Here is a 20,542-nt window from a genome sequence, read left to right as displayed (position 1 = left end):
CACGTCGGCGGGATTCCACTTTGGTGCGGCCTGTGGTGCCCGCACCCGGATTAATCCGGGTGCAGGACGGTCGGCGCCAGATCGGCGTACGCAGCGAGCCCTCGTGGATCGGTGATGGTGATCCGCCGCTGGCTGTTACGGACGAGGCCGCGGTTACGTAGGCCCCGCATGGCCTTCTGGATCGTTCCTTCCTTGGCGCCGATAAGACCGCCCAGTTCCGCTTGGGTGAGGGGAACCCCGATATCCGTACCGGCATCCGTTTGTCTGCCATGCCGTTCGGCGAATGCCAAGAGCAGCCTGGCAAGGCAGATGTCCGCGTCGTAGCCCGCGAAATCCAGCCGTCTCTCGTTGGCCCAGCGGAGCCGTTCGCCTATCAGCCGGCTCAATGCCACGCCGACGGCCGCGTGCTGGTTCATGAAGTCGACGAAAACCGGGCCTTTGATGACGCAGACGACCGATTCGCTGCACGTGGTGACGCTGGTTGATCGCGGCACTCCGGTCAGAGGTGCCATGTCACCGACGATGTCGCCGCTGACGCGTACGGCCAGCAGCGCCTCGGCGCCATTTTCCGCGCGAGCCGTAACTTTCGCCACCGATTTAAGAAGGACGAAGACCAGGTCGTCAGTGTCTCCTTGGCGAATCAGGGCATGGCCTGACTGGAACCGGGCGATTGAGCCGAGGGCCAGTAATCTGCCTCGGCTTGGTTCCGTCAAGGTTTGGAGAAATGTGCCAAATGCGAATGAAATCGACACTGCGTCTCTCGTCATGCATGTTCCTTTCAGTAGAGCCTTGATGGGAATATGCCATCCATGAGAAACGTAATCAATGGGAACCCGTTGTCTCGGAATTTGAGGACAACCAAATGACCCCGTTTCCGATAGAAGGAAACGGGGCCAGTGGTCACGTACCGCTCGCGGTCACTCCTCGGTGGGTGACATGCCGGCGTAGTGGTCGCCGGTAGCCGGGGCTATGGCGTCGAGACGGGGGATTCGAAGACGGCACCGGACCTGACTGACGTGTGAGGGGCGATCCCCTCGACGAGAGCCCCGTGTTCCGCGAGGGAGACGGGGCTCGCTTGCGTATGGTGGCGGGCGGTGTCGGTTCCGGGGCGTCATGCGTGGCCGAGTACGGCGGTGAAGACGACGGCCTGTAGGGCGAGTTGGATGAGCGCGGGCGCCGGTCGCAGCCGCTGCCATCTTGTTGGGAGCGCCAGGGCGAGCACGCCGGAGCCGAGGCTTCCCCAGAAGGCCCACCAGGCGACCTCGCCCAGCACCCGCGCGTTCGGATCGCATTCCTCGCCGTAGGTGAGACACCTGGTGAACTCGGGCGAACCCAGCACGAGGAGCCAGGCCAGCGCGGTGGTGGGGAGCAGCGCGCCGGTCCCGATCGCGGCGCACACCCGCCACGGGTCCCGGCGGCCGGTGCGCGCCGAACGTCCGGGATCCGTGGCCATCAGCTCTCCGAGGGGTGCGTCCGCTTCGCGGGAGATCATCGGGCATCGGATGATCGCCTCCACCGTAGCGTCGCGCGCGTGCGGTTCGCGGTCACTCCTCGGTGGGTGACGGGCCGGTGTGGCCGCAGCCGTGGCGAAACAAGGACGAGCCGTGGCGAGACAAGGAGTGTTCTCAGTCGCCGTTCTTCTGGGCGGCCTGGAGCAGGTCCAGGTGCTTCTGCACGACCGGCTTGGCCGCGGCGGCGAGGTCCTTCACCTCTGCCGAGGAGCCGTTCTTCTCCTCCTCGGCGATGGCGCTGAGGGTCTGGCGGTGGCCGGCGATCTCCATGGCCACCCACGCCCTGTCGTACTCCTTGCCGCTCTTGGCGTCGACCTGGGCGAGCTGCTCGCGCTGCCGGGTGTCGGGGGAGCCGGGCAGCTGCACGCCGGCCTTGTCCGCGCTCCGCCTGACGTCGCCGTCCAGCTTGGTGTGGTCCCGGACGAGTGTCGAGCCGAGTTCGCGGACCCGCGCTGTGGCACCCCTGCTCTCCGCGGACCGCCCCGCCTCGATCTCGGCGAGGTTGGCCTGGTGCGCCTGGGCCAGGAAGGTCCGATCCTGCTCGTTGAGGCCGGGTGGGGCGGCCGCGCCGGCGACCGCGGGGCACATCGCCGCGAGGGCGACGGCGAGCATAATGACGATCCTCTTGGTCATCCCGATGTCCTCCGCCGTTGGGTTCCCCGGTCGAGGGCTGGGGTGCCCCCGGTCGCGGGGGCGAATCGGCGCGGCGGGCGTCTGGACGCATTCATGGCCGAGCCGTGGCGGAAAGCCGCACAGAAATAGGCTGTCTTATCCCTTTTTATGGGTGGCGAAGGTTGCGGGGCGGCGCGGCGGGCGGGGTGGCGGAGTGGCCAGGCCGTGGACGGGTCTGGGAACACCCGTGGGCTGGTCAACGTCGGTCGGCGCGGCTTCGTGTCGGCGCGGCGTACCCCGCCCGGATGAGTGGTCGTGACTACCGTTTGTTATCACCTGTGCGCATAAAGCCATGGGTAGAGGACAGAAGGAGACCAGTCATGACCAACCGTGCCCGCATCTTCACCATGGCCGCGCTGACCGGCGCCGGCCTGTTCGCCGCCACCGCCCCCGCCGTCGCGGCGCCGCAGGACCCCCCTCCCAACGTGCTCGAGGGCGAGGGCATGCTTCCCGAGGGCGTCTTCTACGCCATCTGGCACAACGCCTTGCAGCAGCAGCAGCGGGGTTTCTGAGCCGGAGGCTCCGAGAGCGCCCGTCTCCCCGGGGGGCACGGGCGCTCTTCGCCGTCCGGGTCCGCTCAGGGCGATAACCGCTGGCGTGCGGCCACCCTCGCGGTTAGGTTCCCCGTGTGACCCGAGGGAGCGGACCGTGACCACGACGATCGTCTACGAGACGCACTCGCTCAGCACCGACAACGAGAACGGCGTCGCCACCGGCCACCTCCCCGGCGAGCTGTCGCCACGCGGCCGGGAGCTCGCCGCCGAGCTGGGCGAGCGCCGCAGGGACGACGGCCTGGCCGCCGTCTACACCTCCGACCTGCGCCGGGCCGTGCAGACGGCGGAGATCGCCTTCGCCGGCACCGGCATGCCGATCCGCCGGGACGTACGGCTGCGCGAGTGCGACTACGGGGACCTGAACGGCGCCCCCGTGGCACGCGTGGCGGCCGGCCGATCGCGGCACATCCACGAGCCGTGGCCCCGCGGGCAGAGCTACACGCAGGTCGTCGAGCAGACCCGGGACTTCCTCGCCCATCTCGCGGCCGCGATGCCCGGCGCGCGGGTGCTGGTGATCTCACACTCGGCCAACCGGTGGGCGTTGCAGCACCTCCTGGAAGGACGGGCGCTGGAGGACCTCGTGGACGCGCCGTTCGCCTGGCGGGAAGGGTGGACCTTCGAGCTGCCCGCGGGCTGGGGCGGGTGACCGGGGGATGGACGAGCGGCGGATGGTGAAGGTCTCCAAGTACCTGGCCAAGCACCTGCGGCACCAGCCGGAGCGGATCGGGATCGAGCTGGACGCGCACGGCTGGGTGGACGTGGACACGCTGCTCGCCGCCCTGGCCGCGAACCGCTTCCCGATCACCCGGGAGGAACTGGAGCTCGTCGTGGCGGGCAACGACAAGCAGCGGTTCGCGCTCGACGGCGGGCGGATCCGGGCCAGCCAGGGACACTCGGTGCCGGTGGACCTCGGCCTGCCGGCGGTGACGCCGCCGCCGATCCTCTACCACGGCACCGCCGGTGGATCGGTGGCCGCGATCCTGGCCGAAGGGCTGCGGCCGATGAACCGCCACCACGTGCACCTGTCACCGGACCGGGAGACCGCCACCAGGGTCGGGGCGCGCCGGGGCAGAGCGGTGGTCCTCGTGGTGGACGCGGCCGGCATGCACGCGGCCGGGCACGAGTTCCACGTCAGCGCCAACGGCGTGTGGCTGACCGGCCACGTCCCGCCGGGCTTCATCCGGCGGTGACCCCCGGCCCATGACCGGTGGGCGGACTTGGCCCGGGCGCAGGGTTGGGTTGGGACACGGCTGGATAGCACCTGAGTGTGCGACGCAGGAGGCTCCGCCGCGGGCCGCGGCCGGTGGGCGGCTCATGAGGATCGACGGCGCCCGCGTGCTGGTCACCGGCGCCTCCTCGGGCATCGGCGCGGCGACCGCGGACGCGCTGGCGGCGGCCGGCGCCCGGCTGCTGCTCGCCGGGCGGGACCGGGAGCGCCTGGAGGCCGTCGCCGCGCGGACCGGCGGGCGGGTGCTGGTCTTCGACATCGCCACCCAGGCCAAGGCGCTGGCCGAGCAGGCGGGCGCGGTCGACGTGCTGGTGAACAACGCGGGAGTCGGCTGGGCCGGGCCCTTCGCGTGGATGCCGCCCGCGACCGTCCGGCACCTGGTGGAGGTGAACCTCGCCGCGCCGATGGTGCTCACCCGGCTGCTGCTGCCCGCCATGATCGACGCGGGCCGGGGGCACATCGTGCTGGTGGCGTCCATCGCGGGCGCGGTCGGCGTCGGGCAGGAGACGGTGTACTCCGCGACCAAGGCCGGCCTGATCGGGTTCGCCGAGGGGCTGCGCTACGAGGTGCGCCGGATGCCCGGCATGGGGGTGTCCGTGCTGCTGCCCGGGGTGGTGGCCACGCCGTTCTTCGAGCGGCGCGGCGTGCCGTACACCCGGCGGCGGCCGGCGCCGATCCCGCCGGAGCGGGTCGCGCGGGCGGTGGTCGCGGCGATCCGGCACCGCCGCGCGGAGTCGTACGTGCCGGGGTGGCTGCGGCTGCCCGCCCGGCTGCGCGGCGCCGCGCCCGGCCCGTTCCGCGCGCTCGCGGGACGCTTCGGCCGCATGTGAGGCACGGCATGTGAGGCACGGCATGTGAGGCACGGCGCCCGGGGCACGGCGCCCGGGGCGTGGGGCCCGTGGTGCGGCGGCGGGCGGGGTCGGGTCAGGCGCTGCGCAGGGCGCGGATGGACTCCTTGAGGGAGCCCATCGTGGCCAGCACCGCCGTCGGCTCGTAGCCACAGTGGGCCATGCAGTTGGCGCAGCGCGGGTCGCGGCCACGGCCGTAGGCGGACCAGTCGGTGTCCTCGACCAGCTCCCGGTAGGTCTGCACGTACCCGTCCGACATCAGGTAGCAGGGCCGCTGCCAGCCGTGCAGCGAGTACGACGGGATGGCCCAGGCGGTGCACGGCAGCTCGACCCTCCCCTCCAGGAAGTCCAGGAAGAGCGGCGAGTGGTTGAACCGCCACCGGCGCCGGTTCCCCCCGGCGAACGCCTCCCTGAACAGCGCGCGGGTCTCCCGCACGCCGAGGAAGTTGTCCTGGTCCGGCGCCTTGTCGTAGGCGTAACCGGGGGAGATCATCATCTGGTCCACGGCCAGCTCGTCGTTGAGGTAGTCGAGCACCTCGACCACGGTACGCGGGCTGTCGTCGGAGAAGAACGTCGTGTTCGTGGTGACCCGGAAGCCGCGCCGGCGGCACTCGCGGACCGCGGCGACCGCCTCGTCGAAGACGCCCTCCTTGCACACCGAGGCGTCGTGACGCTCCCGCAGGCCGTCGATGTGCACCGTCCAGGCGAAGTACCGGGAGGGCTCGAACTGGTCGATCTTCTTCGGGATGAGCAGCGCGTTCGTGCACAGGAACACGTACTTGCGCATCTCGACGAGTCTGCGGACCAGTTCGCCGATCTGCGGGTGCATCAGCGGCTCGCCGCCGGCGATGGACACCATGGGGGCGCCGCACTCCTCGATGGCGGCCACCGCCTGCTCCACCGGCATCCGCCGGCGCAGCACGTCGGCCGGGTGCTGGATCTTGCCGCATCCCGCGCAGGCGAGGTTGCACGCGAACAGCGGCTCCAGCTCCACGAGGAGCGGGAACTTGGCGCGCCCGCGCAGTTTCTGGCCGAGGATGTATGCGCCGATGCGCATGCTCTGCCGGATCGGAATCGTCATGAAGGGAGCTCCTTCGGAAGCGAGAACCGCACGGTCTCCTCGGCGACCCGCCGCTCCTCGACGCGCACCTCGCCGAGGCCGCGCAGGGCCGTGACGACGTCGCCGACGAGGGCGGGCGGGGCCGAGGCGCCGGCGCTCAACCCGATCGTGCGGGCGCCGGCCAGCCAGTCGAGCGCGATGTCGCCGGGCTCGTCCACCAGGTGGGCCCGGGCATCGCGGGCGGCGACCTCCATCAGCCGCTGGGAGTTGGAGGAGTTGGCGGAGCCGAAGACGATGACCACGTCGGCCTCTTCGGCGATCGCCCGCACGGCCACCTGGCGGTTGGTGGTGGCGTAGCAGATGTCGTCCTGTCGCGGGCCGGTCGCGTCGGGGAAGCGGCGCCGGATGGCGGCGGCGATCTCCCGTGCCTCGTCCTGCGCGAGCGTCGTCTGCATCAGGTAGGACACCGGGCGGCCGGCGGGCAGCGTGGCCACGTCGCGCACGCTCTGCACGAGCACCGCCGATCCGGGGACCTCGCCGAGCGTGCCGTCCACCTCCTCGTGGCCGGCGTGCCCGATGAGGGCGATCATGCGCCCGGCGGCGGCGAACCTGCGCGCCTCCGCGTGCACCTTGGCGACCAGCGGGCAGGTCGCGTCGATCACGTTGAGACCGCGCCCGGCGGCCTCAGCGCGCACCTCCGGCGACACCCCGTGCGCGGAGAAGATCACCATGGCTCCGGTGGGCACCTCGGACAGCTCGTCGACGAACACCGCGCCCCGCCGCCGCAGGTCCTCCACCACGTGCCGGTTGTGCACGATCTGCTTGCGCACGTAGACGGGCGGCCCGTACCGGTCCAGCGCCAGCTCGACGATCTCGATGGCGCGCTCCACCCCGGCGCAGAACGACCGCGGCGCGGCGAGCAGGACCGTGCGCGGTCCGCAGGCCCGCGCCCACCGCGCCAGCACCGGCCCGAGCCGGCCGAGCGTACGGCGGGCCGCGTGCCCGTTGACCACGGTCGACGCGCTGAGCAGCGGGCTGCGGGGCGTGTCGACGATGACCCGCACGGCGGCGAGCGGCCGTCCCCCGGCGGCGCGGGCCAGCGGCCCGGTCTCCATGTCGACGGCGAGCACGCCCTCGGCCGCCAGCCGCCGGCGTTCGGCCCCGGTGACCAGGTGGCCGCAGGTGGCCAGCGGTCCCACCCGCACCGGCAGCCCGGCCCTGGCCAGCTCCCCGGCCAGCAGCGGCGCCGACGGGCACGGGTAGACCCGGCCGCCGAACCTGACCTCGCTGGCCACGAACACGTCCCCGGGCAGCAGGCTCCGGTCGGCGGCGCCGCCGAAGCCGACCACGGCCACCGCCCCGCGCCCGCCGAGCAGGCCCGCGGCCCGGCCCGCGCGCCGGGGGCCGATCCCGGTCGAGACCACCTTGGCGCCGCCGGCCGGCGGCAGCCCGCGGCGCACGGCGCGGGCCTCGACGCCGAGCGCGGCGCAGATCAGCAGGCCGGTCACGGGGAGTCCCCGTCCAGGTAGCGTCCCAGGGCGCTGATCGGGAAGACCAGCCGGTAGAGGTGGTAGTTGATGTAGAAGTCGCCGGGGAAGCCGGTCCCGGTGAACTGCGGCTCGTCCCAGGTGCCGTCGGGCCGCTGCCGCTCGACCAGCCAGCGCACGCCGTCCGTCACCGCAGGGGAGTCCTCGCCTGCGGCGAGCAGGGCCAGCAGCGCCCAGGCGGTCTGCGAGGCGGTGGACGCGCCGCGGCCGATCCACGCCGGGTCCCGGTAGGAGCGCAGGTCCTCGCCCCAGCCGCCGTCGTCGTTCTGGTGCCGTTCCAGCCAGGCCACGGCCCGCCGTACGGAGGAGTGGCCGGTGCGGACTCCGGCGGCGACGAGGGCGGGCACCACGGCGCCGGTGCCGTAGACGTGGTTGGCGCCCCAGCGGCCGAACCACGAGCCGTCCGCCTCCTGCGCGCGCAGCAGCCAGACGACGGCCCGCCGCAGGACCGCCGAGTCCGGCACCTCCGCGGCCAGCGCCTCCACGACGTGCGCGGTGACGTCGGCGGACGGCGGGTCGATCACCGCGCCGAAGTCGCAGAAGGGCAGCTTCGTGCACAGCGTCCTGGTGTTGTCGGCGTCGAACGCGGCGAACCCGCCGTCGCGGGACGCCATGCCGGACATCCAGCGCAGCCCCCGGTCGATCGCCGGGCGGGCGTCCGGATGGCGCACCCGGCGCAGGGCGAGGATCACCTCGGCGGTGTCGTCGACGTCCGGATAGACGTCGTTGTCGAACTCGAACGCCCACCCGCCCGGCGGCAGCCCCGGACGGCGCACCGCCCAGTCGCCGGGACCCCTGACCTCCTCGGCGAGGAGCCAGCCGGCCGCCTCGGCGAGCACCGGGTCGCCGGCGGGCAGGCCCGCGTCGAGGAGGGCGTTCATCGCCAGCGCGGTGTCCCACACCGGCGACTGGCACGCCTCCAGCCGGCGCCCCCTGCCGTCGCGGATGGTGAACCGGTCGAGCCCGTCGATCGCCTTGCGCATCACGGGATGGCCGAGGTGGTAGCCGGACAGGTGCAGCGCGATCACGGAGTACACCCACGGCGGCTGGATGCCGCCCCACGACCCGTCGGCCTCCTGCCGGGCGACGATCCAGTCGGCGACCCGCCGCACCGCCGACCGCCGCAGCGCCTGCACCGGGCGCCGCTCGTAGCGGTGCAGCACCCGGTCCAGCGCCTGGAACACGCCGTCCCAGCCGCCGCGCGGGCCGGGCCGCGGCGGGCGGCCGGTGCGCAGCTCGGGCAGGTCGAAGGGCAGCGGGCGGACCGGCCGGTACGCGGTGACGATGGTCAGCGGCGCGATCGTCTGCCTGGCCCAGCACGCCCAGTCGTACAGGTTGAACGGGAACCACGACGGCAGGAACACCATCTCCGGCGGCAGCACCGGCAGGTCCTCCCACGGCCACTGGCCGAACAGCGCCAGCCAGATCCGGGTGAACACCCGGGTCGCCTCGATGCCGCCGGACTCGCGGACGAACCGCGCCGCGGCCAGCATGTGCGGCGCGTCCGCCGGGTCGCCGGCGAGCCGCAGCGCCGTGTACGCCTCCACGGTGGTGGACAGGTCGGCGGGACCGCCGTGGAAGTTGGCCCACGTCCCGTCATGGCGCTGCTCGGACCGGATCCACCGGGCGGCGTCCGCCGCGTCCCGCTCGGTCAGGATGCCGAGGAAGTGCCGCAGCAGCAGGTCCTCGGCGTCCATCGTCACGTTGGTCTGCAACTCGCCCTTCCACCAGCCCTGCGGCGAACGCAGGCCGATCAGGTGGTCGCAGGCCGCGCGCAGCGCCTCCGCCGCGCGGGAACGCTCATCGGACGCGGGCGCGGCGTCCGTCGCACGGTCGGCCAGGGCGTCCGACGTCATAGTCCGGCCTCCTGGCGTCGCATGTACTGCCTGACCAGCCGGGCCGCGTGAAGTCCGCTGCGCACCGCGCCCTCCATGGTGTCGGGCCAGCCCGTGTCGGTCCACGCGCCGGCGAGATACAGGCCCGGCCACCGGGTGGCGGGGCGGGGACGCAGCACGCCGCTGCCCGGCCCCTGCCGGAACGTGGCACGCCGTTCCCTGGTGACGAAGAAGTCGGTCAGCCTGGCCTGGCGCGCGGCGGGGAACACCGCCTGGAGCGCGGGCACGAACGTGGCGCGGATGTCCGTGGTCGGCAGGTCGATCCAGGTGTCCGCGCCGGACACCGACACCGCCAGGTACTGCCCCCTGGACAGCCCGGCGACCCGCGTCTTGTCGAAGATCCACTGCACCGGCGAGCCGACCACGGCGGCGAACGGCAGCCCGGTGACCGGCCGGTCGTAGATCGCGTGCACGTTGACGATCGGGCTCGCGTCCAGGGCGGCCCACCGGTCCCGGCCCGGCGCCGCCTCCTCGGGGACCAGCCTGGCGGCCTGCTCGTGCCGGGTCGCCACCACGACCGCGGACGCCTCCACCCGGGCGCCGTCCACGATCAGCGTGGGCCCCGCCTCGATCGCCGAGACCTTGGCCGACAGGCGCACGGTCCCACCGGCCCGGGTGATCGCGGCCTGCGCGGCGGCGTGGTGCAGCTCGCCCAGCGGCACCGCCGGGACGCCGATGTCCGCGGCGTCGGCTCGGCCGAGCAGGGCGGTCTTGAACACCTTCACCGCGAGGCCGAGAGCCGCATCCTCGATCCCGGTGTTCAGCGCCGCCATCGCGAACAGCTCCCACAGGGCGTGCCGCGCGGGCCCGCGCTGCCCGTGGTCGGCCAGCCAGCTGCCGAAGGTCACCGTGTCCAGCACCGGATCGGCCGGGTCGAGCAGGCTCAGCGCGATCGAGCCGTGCACCGCCCGCACCCGTTCGGCCGGCCGCAGCAGGGAGTAGCCGGCCAGCGCCGGCAGCAGGTGCAGCGGACCGGGCAGCGTGGTACGGCGCAGCCGTCCCGACCGGCCCACCGCGGTGAGCACCCGCACGTCGAACCGGCGTTGCAGGTCCACCAGCCCGGTGCCGCCGATCCGCGCCAGCAGTCCCTGGTAGGCGGTGCAGCAGCGGAGGAACACGTGCTGCCCGTTGTCCACCGTCATCCCGTTGCGCCGGTAGGAGCACGCCGCCCCGCCGAGCCGGGGGCGGGCCTCGTACAGCGTGACCCGGCAGCCGGCCTCGGCCAGGGCGAGCGCGGCGGCGATCCCGGCCAGCCCGCCGCCCACGACGGCGACCGGCCCGCCGGTCACCGGCTCACCCCGGCGAGCGCGCCGGCGGCCACCAGCGCCTTCTCCCAGCCCGGCAGCGACGACCGGGCGGCCAGGGCCTCGGCGGGCCTGGCGGCGATGCGGTGCAGCAGGCGCCGGTAGATGCCGGCCATGGCCGCGGTGCAGGCGGCGCTGCGCCGGTCGAGGTGCGGCAGCAGCCGGATGCCGTCGGCGTACCAGGCGTCGGCGCGTTCGGCCTGGAAGCGGATGAGGCGGCCGAGCCGGTCCGGCGGGTCGGTGAACCTGCCGTCGCCGTCGATCCGCAGCGTGCAGCCGAACCTGTCCAGGTCCTCGGCCGGCAGGTAGACCCGCCCGGACGTGCGGTCCTCCCGCACGTCACGCAGGATGTTCGTCAGTTGCAGGGCCACGCCGAGGGAGTCGGCCAGCGGTTCGGCCGTCTTGGGATCCTCGCTGCCGAAGACGCCGAGGGACAGCCGGCCGATGGACCCGGCGACACAGCGGCAGTAGGTCAGCAACTGGTCGTAGCGTTCGTAGTCGGCGCCGCGAACGTCCGCCGTGCAGCCCTCGATCAGCTCGTTGAAGGCGGCCAGCGGGATCGGGTAACGGCCGGCCGCGTCCGCCAGCGCGATCAGGACGGGGTCGCCGGGCTCCTCGTGCGGCGCCTGCAACGCGGCGCGCATCCTGCCCAGGTCGATCAGCCGCTCGGCGGCCGGTCCGTGGCCGTCGCCGATGTCGTCGACCCGGCGGGCGAAGGCGTAGACGGCGCTGAGGGCACGGCGTTTGGGCGGTGGCAGGAGCCGGATGCCGTAGGAGAAGTTCCGCGCGCGGGAGCGGACGACCCGCTCGCACACCCGGTACGCGTCGGACACCGTCACCTGGTCACTCCTTCGTCATGAGAATGCGCGCCCAGGCGGTGAGCAGCCTGGCGCGGCGCGGTCGCACCGCCTGGCCCAGGACGTCGTGCCGCGCGTGCTTCAGCGCGGTCACGGTGGCGTGCCCGCCGGCGACGTAACCGGCCACCGCGAGACGGGCGAAACCGGCCAGTGAAGCGATCAGCCCGGACCCCTCGGCGAGCATCCGCTCGGCCCGCGAGACCTGGAACGCCAGCACGTCGCGCAGTTGCGGCGACGTCACGGGGGCCGCGAGGTGGTCCTCCGGGCAGCCGAACCGCCGCAGATCCTCGCCGGGCAGGTAGATCCGGCCGCGCCCGAGGTCCTCGCCGACGTCCTGGCAGTGCTCGATGATCTGCAACGCGGAGCACACCCGGTCCGACGACGCGAGCCGGGACTCGGTGACCGCGCCGAACACGTGCAGCACAAGACGGCCCACCGGGTTCGCCGACAGCGCGCAGTAGCCGAGCAGGTCGTCGAACGTCTCGTAACGCGTCACCGTCTGGTCGCGCCGGTTGGCCTCGACGAGGAGATGGAAGGGCTCGGCCGGGATCGCGTGCTCCCGGATGGTGCGGGTCAGCCCCTCGACCGCCCACGAGCGGGGACTGCGCCCGGCGTACAGGCGGACCAGGTCGGTGTCGACCGCCTCCAGCAGCGCCAGGCGCTCGCGCGGCGGGGTGTCGTCGCCTATGTCGTCAACCGAGCGCGCGAAACCGTAGATGGCGAGAAGGTCTCTGCGATAACGCCGTGGCAGCAGCCGCGAGGCGACCGGGAAATTCTCCCGGCCGGCCTTCGACATTGTATTCCGCAGGCAGTCCTGCTGCGACGACACGGCTGGTGAATTTCCGCTGGGTACGCCCGTAAACAGGGACGTTGCTTTTCTTGGTCTCCATTTCCACCTTGTTGGCGCCGGGTTTAACCTTTCACTGGAACGCCCTTGTGGGGTGGGTAAAAACAAATCGCCGTTTCAAACGCGGGGCGGGCGGAAACGCCGGAGGTGTGGCGCTTGCGGGGCGTCTTTCCGGCCGGTCCCGCGGGCCGCCCGTGCCACGTCGTGCTCGCGCAGCGGTCCCACGTCCAGACCGGCCCGCCGGCAGCGGTCCACCAGGACGGGCAACGCGCCGAGCGCCGAGCGCCAGGAACCCGGAGCGGAGGTGTGGTCGGAGTCATGGAGCAGGATGGTCGCGCCGCCGCGCAGACCGGGCGTCACGGCGGCCAGCACGGAGCCCGGGGTCGCCGTGGCCGCCCAGTCCCGGCCCCACACCGTCCACAGCACCGGCCGCAGCCGGTGCGCGCGGGCGGCGAGCAGCGCCTCCCAGCTCAGCACGCCGTAGGGCGGCCGGTACCACCGCGGGCGCACGCCGGTGACCTCGGTGACCAGGCGGGCCGCCCGGCGGACCTCGCCCGCCACCTGCCCGGGGCGGGCCAGCAGGGCGTTGCCGTGCCCCCAGCCGTGCACCGCCATCTCGTGCCCCTCGGCGACGATGCGCGCGCCGAGCGCCCGGTGGCGGTCCAGCATCTCGCCGAGGACGAAGAAGGTGGCCCGGCAGCCGAGCCGGTCCAGCTCGTCGAGGAAGCGCGGCGTGGACGCCGGGTCGGGGCCGTCGTCGAAGGTGATCGCCACGTGGCCCGGCCGCCCGGTCCCGGCCAGTGCGGGCAGCCACCGGCGTACCGAAGGCAGCCAGGTCGCCGCCGGGCCCGCGTACCCGAGGGCCAGGCCGAGCGGGAGTGCGAGGCGCCTCATCCCGTCACCGCCCGGACGGCACGGCCGTGACGGCGGGGGAGAGCGGCCGGCGGCGCGTGCTGGTGATCAGCGCGGCCATGGGGGCCGGGCACGACGGGGTGGCCGCGGAGCTGGCGCGGCGGCTGGCCGCGGAGGGGGCCGACGTCGAGATCATCGATGTCCTCCGGTTGTTCCCGCTGCGGCTCGGATCGGTGCTGCGCAGCGGGTACCACGGGATGATCCGGTGCGCCCCCTGGCTCTACGAGCTCATCTACCAGGTATTCTTCATCGCCAAACGGGCGCCCGGCACGTCGCCGTTCACCGCCCTGGCCATGGCCGGGCTGCGCGAACTGGCCGCCTCCCGCCCGCCGGACGAGGTGGTCTCGACCTTCCACGTGGCCGCGCAGGTCGCCGGTGAACTGCGGGCGCGCGGCGGGCTGCCGTGTCCCAGCACGGTGCTGGTGACCGACTTCGCCGTGCACCGGCTGTGGCTGCACCCGGGCAACGACCGCTACCTGTGCCCGAACCCGGCCGTCATCGGCGACATCGCCGCGGCGACCGGCCGTCCCGCCCTCCACTGCGCCCCGGTGGTCCGCCCGGAGTTCGCGCGGCGGGCGGCCGACGCCGACGCCGCCGAGGTCCGGCGCCGGATCGGGGCGGCGGGCGGGGAGCGGCTGGTGCTGGTGACGGGCGGGGCGTGGGGCGTCGGGCGGGTGGTGGGGACGGCGCGCGCGCTGGCGCGGTCGGGTCGCTACACGCCGGTCGTGCTGTGCGGGGGCAACGAGCGCCTGCGCCGCCGGCTGCGCGGGGCCGGGTACGGGATCGCGCTCGGCTGGCGGGACGACGTGCCCGAGCTGATGGCGGCGGCGTACGCGCTGGTGGACAACGGGGCCGGGCTGGCCTGCGAGGAGGCGTTCGCCGCGGGGCTGCCGGTCGTCGTGCACCGGCCGATCGCCGGGCACGGCCGCGACGGCGCCGGGGCGATGGCCCGGCTCGGCGTGGCCGCGCACACCCGCGACGACGCCGCGCTGCTCCGGGTGCTCGACACGCTCGGATCGGGGGGCGCGGACGGGCGGCGGGACGGCACGGCGGCCGTGGCGGCGGCGCTGTTCACCGGGTCGCCGGCCCAGGCAGGTCTCGTTTCCGCGCCGCCGCGGCCTCCTGAGCCCGAATCGGCGGCGACTGGGCGAGCACGATGATGCCCCAGCCGACGATCGCGGCCCCGGCCACCTCCATCACGATCCACGGCCCGCTGCGCACGGGTTCGCCGAACATCAGAGTCCCGTACAGGATCCCGGCCACCGGGTCGCTGATCGTCAGCGCGGGCTGCGCGGCCACCAGGGTGCCGCTGTGCAGCGCGTTCTGCAGCAGGAAGACGCTGTACAGCCCGGCGGCCACCATCGCGTAGGGCTGCCAGGAGAAGGGGAGCATGCCGGGATCGCCGCGCAGGATGCCCACGGTCTCCTTGATCAGCGTGGCGGTGAAGGCGAATCCGAGCCCGCCCGCCGTCCCGAGGATGGCGGCGCGGGCCGGGCCCGGGCCGACGAACAGCCGGGCCACCACCTCCAGGGCGAGGATGGTCCCGGAGGTGACGGTGAGCGCGAGCAGCCACGATCCGGCGCCGGGCAGCCGGTGTCCCGCCTGCGGAGAGGCGGCGACGAGGAACATCGCCAGGCCGACGGTCAGCGCGCCGACCGCCAGCCAGGACCGTCTGTCCAGGACGATGCCGAACGCCCAGGACAGCAGGACCATCGTGATGGGCAGCTCGACCGTCATGATCGGCTGGACCAGGGCGAGGCCGCCGACGCCGAGCGCGCCCGCCTGGAAGACGAAGCCGAGGATCAGCGCCCCGATGCCGTAGAGCCAGACGGGGTTCCTGATCAGGGCCCAGACCAGGGAGAGGTGGAACTCCAGCTCGTCGGGCACCGCGCGCGCGGCGTGCCGCTGGAGCACCGACGCGCCGGCGTTGGAGGTTGCCGCGAGCAACGCCAGAGCCACCGCCATGATCACTGCAGCCCCGCATGAACGAGAGGTCGTTTGCCGACGACGGCCACCGTGGCCGTGTCCCCCGGTCGGGCACCCCCGCACGCGCGGACCCCCACCCCGGCACGCGGGCCGTAGGGGCCTCGCGCCGCAGGTCACCGGCTGCGGCCGGTGCCGGGTCCACTGTATCCCGGCTTGTCGGAGACGGCCGGGACTGCCCCTTCCTGCGGTGTGGCGACCCGGGGAGCATCGTCAACCGTGAGTTGACGCAGGTCCTATCGTCAACCTATGGTTGACGCATGGACATCCTTCCCGCACGGCTCGACGACCTGATCGACTACGTCAAGACCCGGCATCCCGGCGGCGGCGCGCTGGAGCACCTGTCGGACGCCGTCCTCGCCGGCGAGCAGCTCGGCGAGCTGGCCGACCATCTCATCGGCCACTTCGTGGACCAGGCGCGCAGGGCGGGCGCCTCGTGGACCGAGATCGGCCAGAGCATGGGGGTGAGCAAGCAGGCGGCCCAGAAGCGGTTCGTGACCAACCGGCCGGACGAGCGGGAGCTCTTCCACGGCGGCGTGTGGGCCCGTTTCACCGACCAGGCCCGGCACGTGGTGGTGCAGGCCCAGGGCGAGGCGCGCGGAGCCCGGCACGACCACATCGGCACCGAGCACGTGCTGCTCGGGCTGCTGTGCGAGCCGGACGCGCCGGCGGTCAGGGCGATCCGGGCGCTGGGCGTCACCCCCGACATGCTGCGCGGCGCGGTCGCCGCCGTCCTCGGCCCGCCCGCCGAGGAGGTCGGCGACCACATCGCCTTCACCTCCGGCGCCCGGAAGGTGCTGGAGCTCACCATCCGGGAGTCGCTGCGGATGGGCGACGAGCACATCGGGACCGAGCACATCCTGCTGGGCGTCCTCGGCGAGGAGGAGGGGACGGGCGCCCGGATCCTCGCCGGGCTGGGCGTCACCAGGGAGCGGGTCGTGGCGTGGCTGGCCGCCGAGTGACGTATCTCACAGTGTTCCGAGTGTTCCCGGCTACGAATTCGGGTGAATGGGTATTGAGAGGGATAAATCACTCAGGGGGATGAAATGATCCGAATGCTCCACAAGATGGGCGTACGCTCCGGAGTCATGTACACCGCCGGGATCGCCTCCATCGGCCTGTCGGTCGCGTCCTGGCTGATGTCGGCCAAGGCGGAGAACGCCGGGGTCGACAGGGCCGACCGGTGGGGGATCTTCATCGGCGAATGGGCGCCGACGTTCTTCGCCATGGGGGTGGCGTTGCGCATGGAGGAGACCCACCGGGAAGCAGAGCAGGAGCCCGACATGTACGCCGATCAGGGAGCACAGCGGATGCCGTCGAGGGCGGGGGTCTGACGCCGCCCGAGACCGGTCACGCGGGCCGCGCCGCAAGGGGAGGGCGCGGCCCGCACCCCTGTCCGCGTCCTGTCCGCGTCCTGTCCGCGTCCTGTCCATGCCTGCGGCCCGTGCGTTCCGCCGCAGGTGAAGGGCGGTCCCCGCGGGGCAGCGGGTGTCCAGGGGGACGGAACGGAAGACGGGACGGTTCGTGATCGATCTTCCCGGCTGGGCGTGGCCCGCGACCATCGGCCTGGTCGCCGTACTGCTGACCGTGGACTTCCTGGTCGCGGCGCGGCGCCCGCACGCCGTGGGCATGCCGGAGGCCACCGCCTGGTCGGTGTTCTACATCGCGGTGGCGCTGCTCTTCGGCGTGGCGCTGTGGCGGATCGCCGGCCCGGCCGCCGGCACGGAGTACTACGCCGGCTGGGTCGTGGAGAAGAGCCTGTCCGTCGACAACCTCTTCGTCTTCGTCATCATCATGGCGCGGTTCTCGGTGCCCGCGGAGTACCAGCAGAAGATCCTGCTCTTCGGCATCGTCGCCGCCCTCGGCCTGCGGACCGTCTTCATCGTGCTCGGCGCGGCGGCCGTCAGCGCCTTCTCCTGGACCTTCCTGCTCTTCGGCCTGCTGCTCATCTACACCGCCGTCCAGCTCGTACGGCACCGCGACGAGGACCCCGACATCGAGGACAACGCCCTGCTCAACCTGGCCCGCCGGGTGCTGCCCGCGACCGGCGACTTCCACGGCGGGCGGCTCACGGCCAAGGAGGAGGGCAGGCGGGTGGTCACGCCGCTGGCCTTCGTCTTCGTCGCCATCGGCAGCACCGACATGCTCTTCGCGCTGGACTCGATCCCGGCGGTGTTCGGCATCACCCGGGAGCCGTTCATCGTGTTCGCCGCCAACGCCTTCGCGCTGCTCGGCCTGCGGGCGCTCTACTTCCTCATCCACGGCCTGCTGCTCAGGCTGGTCTACCTCTCGCTCGGGCTGGCGCTGATCCTCGCCTTCATCGGGGTCAAGCTCATCCTCACCTTCCTGCACGAGGACGTCTCGGCGGCGATCCCGCACGTGCCGACCGTGCTGTCCCTGGGCGTCATCCTGGTCGTGCTGACCGTGACCACGGTCGCCAGCCTGGTGCGCACCCACCGGCACCCGGAGGAGCGCGCGCACGCGGCCGTGGTGTGGTCCGCCGACCGGAACGGCGCGGATCGGCGTTCCGCGGCGGCGCGCGACGAAGCGGACGGCTGAAACTTTCAGGCCCGTCCACCCTTCCCGTCCGGGCGTTTCACGAGGTGCCGGCGACATCCCGGTACGGCGTGGCCGCCCGCGACGGGCAACACGCTGTACATCCTCCTGAAACAAACCGACTCTGGGAGCGCTCCCACCGGCTGAGGGCCGGGGCGGGCGCTTCAAGGCCACCCTCCCCACGGGCGGCGCGACCCCGGATCGCGCCTCCCGCACAGGGCGGCACAACCCTCGGTTTCTATAGGGAGAAGAACAGGGATGAAACCCCACAAGAGCTTCTGGCGCAGGGGGCTGACGGGAGCAGTGGCCGCACTGCTCGCCGTGGTCGGCCTCGTGGCCGGCCCGACCCCGGCCAGCGCCGCTGTCGCTTGCGAGGTCACCTACGCCAAGGCGTGGGAGGGCGGCAACGGGTTCGGCGGGAACATCACGATCCGCAACCTCGGCGACCCGCTCACCACCTGGTCGCTCACTTACGCCTTCCCCGGCGGCCAGCAGGTCTCCCAGGGCTGGAACGCCACGTGGTCCCAGTCGGGCGCGAACGTCACCGCGGCCAACCTCCCGTGGAACGGCGCCCAGGCCACCGGCGCCCAGTGGAGCATCGGCTTCAACGGCACCTTCACCGGCACCAACGCCAACCCGACCAGCTTCTCGATCAACGGCACCGCCTGCACCGGGCAGCCCCCCGGCCCCACGCAGTCCCTGGTCGTCACGCCCACCTCGATCAGCGTCCCCGAGGGCGGCTCCGCCACCTACGCCGTACGGCTGGCCGCCCAGCCGGCCGGGAACGTGACGGTGTCGTCGGCCGCGGCGAGTGGTGGTGACGCGAATCTGACGGTGACCGGTGGTGCGAGTCTGACGTTCACGCCGGCGAACTGGAACACGGCGCAGAATGTGACGGTGTCGGCGGCGCAGGACGCGGACAGCGCGAACGGGACGCGGACGATCAACGTGTCCTCGTCGGGTCTGACCTCGGTCGCGGTGGCCGCCACCGAGGCCGACGACGACGGCTCGACCGGCACGCAGGCCCTCGTCGTCTCCCCGACCAGCCTGAGCGTGCCCGAGGGCTCGACGGCCACCTTCGGCGTGCGGCTGGCCATCCAGCCGGCCGGGAACGTGACGGTGTCGTCGGCCGCGGCGAGTGGTGGTGACGCGAATCTGACGGTGACCGGTGGTGCGAGTCTGACGTTCACCTCGGCGAACTGGAACACGGCGCAGAATGTGACGGTGTCGGCGGCGCAGGACGCGGACAGCGCGAACGGGACGCGGACGATCAACGTGTCCTCGTCGGGTCTGACCTCGGTCGCGGTGGCCGCCACCGAGGCCGACGACGACGGCGGCAACGGCTCCGGGCACGTGAACAACCCCTACGCCGGGGCCGCGGGCTACGTGAACCCGGACTGGTCGGCCAAGGCCGCCGCCGAGCCCGGCGGCGACGCGGTCGCGGACCTGTCCACCGCCGTCTGGATGGACCGGATCGCCGCCATCGAGGGCCCCGGCTCGGCGATGGGCCTGCGCGACCACCTGGACGAGGCGGTCGAGCAGGACGCGGCCAACGGCGCCACCCCGCTGACCATCCAGGTCGTCATCTACAACCTGCCCAACCGCGACTGCTCGGCCCTGGCCTCCAACGGCGAGCTGCTCATCGCGCAGAACGGTCTCAACCGCTACAAGACCGAGTACGTCGACGTGATCGCCGCGATCCTGGACGACCCGCAGTACGCGAACCTGCGCATCGTGACCATCATCGAGATCGACTCGCTGCCCAACCTCGTCACCAACCTCAACGTGCCGAAGTGCCAGGAGGCGCAGCAGACCGGCGCCTACGTCCAGGGCGTCCAGCACGCGCTGAACAAGCTGCACGCGATCCCGAACGTCTACACCTACGTCGACGCCGCGCACCACGGCTGGCTGGGCTGGGACACCAACTTCGGCCCGGCGGCCAACCTGTTCGCCAGCACGGCCGACGGCACCACGGCGGGCAAGGCCAGCGTGGACGGCTTCATCACGAACACGGCCAACTACTCGGCGCTCACCGAGCCGCACTTCACCGTCAACACCAACGTCAACGGCACCTCGGTGCGCCAGGCGCGCTGGATCGACTGGAACTTCTACGTCGACGAGCTGAGCTACGCCCAGGCGATGCGCACCCGGCTCATCCAGGCGGGCTTCCCCGACAGCATCGGCATGCTGATCGACACCTCCCGCAACGGGTGGGGCGGCTCGGCGCGGCCGTCCGGTCCCAGCACCTCGACCGACGTGAACACCTTCGTCAACCAGTCCAGGATCGACCGCCGGATCCACGCCGGCAACTGGTGCAACCAGAGCGGCGCGGGTCTCGGCGAGCGGCCCAGGGCCAACCCGGCCACCGGCATCGACGCCTACGTCTGGGTCAAGCCGCCGGGCGAGTCCGACGGTTCCAGCCAGTTCATCGAGAACGACGAGGGCAAGGGCTTCGACCGGATGTGCGACCCGACCTACACCGGTAACGAGCGCAACGGCAACAACCCCTCCGGCGCGCTGCCGAACGCCCCGATCTCCGGCCAGTGGTTCTCCGCGCAGTTCCGTGAGCTGCTGCAGAACGCCTACCCGCCCCTCGACTGATCCACCACCGCCCCTCAACCTGATCCACCGACCCGGAACGGGCCCCGCCGAACCACCGCGGGGCCCGTTCCCGGTACGTCGGGCCGTCGCCCGAGCGGTTGACCGCCGCTTCGGCCGCGGTCTGGGGTGGCGGCGGGGGGACCGGCGGGCGGGAGCGTCGTCGAGTG

20 protein-coding genes are annotated in these 20,542 nt (G+C 72.7%); 9 read left to right on the top strand and 11 right to left on the bottom strand.

The genetic code is table 11. From position 1 onward, the window contains the following. Nucleotides 1-50 precede the first annotated feature (50 nt). From QSK26_RS14755 to QSK26_RS14745, 3 genes are all read right to left on the bottom strand, one after another. Nucleotides 51-767 (bottom strand): Crp/Fnr family transcriptional regulator, encoded by a 717-nt coding sequence (locus QSK26_RS14755; protein WP_285775673.1) that lies wholly within the window; start codon nucleotides 765-767, stop codon nucleotides 51-53. A 344-nt stretch (nucleotides 768-1,111) separates the two neighbouring features. After that, on the bottom strand, nucleotides 1,112-1,492 hold the full coding sequence (locus tag QSK26_RS14750) for a hypothetical protein (protein WP_285775672.1): 381 nt from the start codon (nucleotides 1,490-1,492) through the stop codon (nucleotides 1,112-1,114). A 133-nt stretch (nucleotides 1,493-1,625) separates the two neighbouring features. Next, nucleotides 1,626-2,144 (bottom strand): DUF4142 domain-containing protein, encoded by a 519-nt coding sequence (locus QSK26_RS14745; protein ID WP_285775671.1) that lies wholly within the window; start codon nucleotides 2,142-2,144, stop codon nucleotides 1,626-1,628. A gap of 359 nt (nucleotides 2,145-2,503) precedes the next feature. On the opposite strand from QSK26_RS14745, the gene QSK26_RS14740 reads away from it, so the two are divergent. The 4 genes from QSK26_RS14740 to QSK26_RS14725 all read left to right on the top strand — a co-directional run bounded on the left by QSK26_RS14740 (nucleotide 2,504) and on the right by QSK26_RS14725 (nucleotide 4,795). Beyond that, a complete protein-coding gene (locus QSK26_RS14740) occupies nucleotides 2,504-2,695 on the top strand; it encodes a hypothetical protein (RefSeq protein WP_285775670.1) in 192 nt (63 codons plus the stop codon). A 136-nt stretch (nucleotides 2,696-2,831) separates the two neighbouring features. Further along, nucleotides 2,832-3,383, top strand: coding sequence for a histidine phosphatase family protein (locus QSK26_RS14735; RefSeq protein WP_285775669.1), 552 nt, complete (start codon nucleotides 2,832-2,834; stop codon nucleotides 3,381-3,383). Between the two features lie 7 nt (nucleotides 3,384-3,390). Beyond that, on the top strand, nucleotides 3,391-3,927 hold the full coding sequence (locus tag QSK26_RS14730; RefSeq protein ID WP_285775668.1) for an RNA 2'-phosphotransferase: 537 nt from the start codon (nucleotides 3,391-3,393) through the stop codon (nucleotides 3,925-3,927). 124 nt (nucleotides 3,928-4,051) lie between these two features. Then, a complete protein-coding gene (locus tag QSK26_RS14725) occupies nucleotides 4,052-4,795 on the top strand; it encodes an SDR family NAD(P)-dependent oxidoreductase (RefSeq protein WP_285775667.1) in 744 nt (247 codons plus the stop codon). A 94-nt stretch (nucleotides 4,796-4,889) separates the two neighbouring features. Here the strand turns inward: QSK26_RS14725 and hpnH are convergent, their stop codons facing one another. The 7 genes from hpnH to QSK26_RS14690 all read right to left on the bottom strand — a co-directional run bounded on the left by hpnH (nucleotide 4,890) and on the right by QSK26_RS14690 (nucleotide 13,217). Beyond that, on the bottom strand, nucleotides 4,890-5,894 hold the full coding sequence (gene hpnH / locus QSK26_RS14720) for an adenosyl-hopene transferase HpnH (protein ID WP_285775666.1): 1,005 nt from the start codon (nucleotides 5,892-5,894) through the stop codon (nucleotides 4,890-4,892). Next, nucleotides 5,891-7,381 (bottom strand): 4-hydroxy-3-methylbut-2-enyl diphosphate reductase, encoded by a 1,491-nt coding sequence (gene ispH / locus QSK26_RS14715; RefSeq protein WP_285775665.1) that lies wholly within the window; start codon nucleotides 7,379-7,381, stop codon nucleotides 5,891-5,893. Before ispH ends, hpnH begins: the two co-directional genes overlap by 4 nt. Next, a complete protein-coding gene (shc, locus tag QSK26_RS14710; RefSeq protein ID WP_285775664.1) occupies nucleotides 7,378-9,276 on the bottom strand; it encodes a squalene--hopene cyclase in 1,899 nt (632 codons plus the stop codon). The genes ispH and shc overlap by 4 nt, the downstream gene beginning before the upstream one ends. Beyond that, a complete protein-coding gene (hpnE, locus tag QSK26_RS14705; protein WP_285775663.1) occupies nucleotides 9,273-10,604 on the bottom strand; it encodes a hydroxysqualene dehydroxylase HpnE in 1,332 nt (443 codons plus the stop codon). Before hpnE ends, shc begins: the two co-directional genes overlap by 4 nt. After that, on the bottom strand, nucleotides 10,601-11,458 hold the full coding sequence (gene hpnD, locus QSK26_RS14700) for a presqualene diphosphate synthase HpnD (RefSeq protein ID WP_285775662.1): 858 nt from the start codon (nucleotides 11,456-11,458) through the stop codon (nucleotides 10,601-10,603). The genes hpnE and hpnD overlap by 4 nt, the downstream gene beginning before the upstream one ends. A 4-nt stretch (nucleotides 11,459-11,462) precedes the next feature. Further along, the gene (gene hpnC, locus QSK26_RS14695) at nucleotides 11,463-12,305 is read right to left on the bottom strand and encodes a squalene synthase HpnC (protein WP_285775661.1); all 843 of its coding nucleotides are present in this window, start codon (nucleotides 12,303-12,305) and stop codon (nucleotides 11,463-11,465) included. A 135-nt stretch (nucleotides 12,306-12,440) separates the two neighbouring features. Next, nucleotides 12,441-13,217 carry a polysaccharide deacetylase family protein gene (locus QSK26_RS14690; protein WP_285775660.1) on the bottom strand — a complete coding sequence of 259 codons (777 nt, stop codon included), beginning with the start codon at nucleotides 13,215-13,217 and terminating at the stop codon, nucleotides 12,441-12,443. Between the two features lie 26 nt (nucleotides 13,218-13,243). Between QSK26_RS14690 and QSK26_RS14685 the strand changes: the two genes are divergently transcribed. After that, complete coding sequence (locus QSK26_RS14685) at nucleotides 13,244-14,395, top strand: MGDG synthase family glycosyltransferase (RefSeq protein WP_285775659.1); 1,152 nt, start codon at nucleotides 13,244-13,246, stop codon at nucleotides 14,393-14,395. On the opposite strand, the gene QSK26_RS14680 is transcribed toward QSK26_RS14685, so the two are convergent. Further along, entirely contained in the window at nucleotides 14,307-15,200 is an 894-nt protein-coding gene (locus QSK26_RS14680; protein ID WP_285775658.1) for a DMT family transporter, read from the bottom strand. The genes QSK26_RS14685 and QSK26_RS14680 overlap by 89 nt on opposite strands. A 278-nt stretch (nucleotides 15,201-15,478) precedes the next feature. Here QSK26_RS14680 and QSK26_RS14675 point away from each other — a divergent pair, with 278 nt between their 5' ends. The 4 genes from QSK26_RS14675 to QSK26_RS14655 all read left to right on the top strand — a co-directional run bounded on the left by QSK26_RS14675 (nucleotide 15,479) and on the right by QSK26_RS14655 (nucleotide 20,375). Next, nucleotides 15,479-16,180: a Clp protease N-terminal domain-containing protein gene (locus QSK26_RS14675; protein WP_285775657.1), complete on the top strand. Its 702-nt coding sequence runs from the start codon at nucleotides 15,479-15,481 to the stop codon at nucleotides 16,178-16,180. Between the two features lie 84 nt (nucleotides 16,181-16,264). Next, on the top strand, nucleotides 16,265-16,552 hold the full coding sequence (locus tag QSK26_RS14670; protein ID WP_285775656.1) for a hypothetical protein: 288 nt from the start codon (nucleotides 16,265-16,267) through the stop codon (nucleotides 16,550-16,552). A gap of 190 nt (nucleotides 16,553-16,742) precedes the next feature. Further along, nucleotides 16,743-17,777, top strand: a complete 1,035-nt coding sequence (locus QSK26_RS14665; protein ID WP_285775655.1) for a TerC family protein — start codon at nucleotides 16,743-16,745, stop codon at nucleotides 17,775-17,777. Between the two features lie 255 nt (nucleotides 17,778-18,032). Then, nucleotides 18,033-20,375 carry a glycoside hydrolase family 6 protein gene (locus QSK26_RS14655; RefSeq protein WP_502888703.1) on the top strand — a complete coding sequence of 781 codons (2,343 nt, stop codon included), beginning with the start codon at nucleotides 18,033-18,035 and terminating at the stop codon, nucleotides 20,373-20,375. Nucleotides 20,376-20,542 lie beyond the last annotated feature (167 nt).

Source organism: Microtetraspora sp. NBRC 13810 (assembly GCF_030268685.1).
In the GTDB taxonomy this organism is placed as follows: Bacteria; Actinomycetota; Actinomycetes; order Streptosporangiales; family Streptosporangiaceae; genus BSRQ01.
The sequence above is the reverse complement of the archived record's forward strand: the minus strand, read 5'-3'. Positions and strand labels throughout refer to the sequence as shown.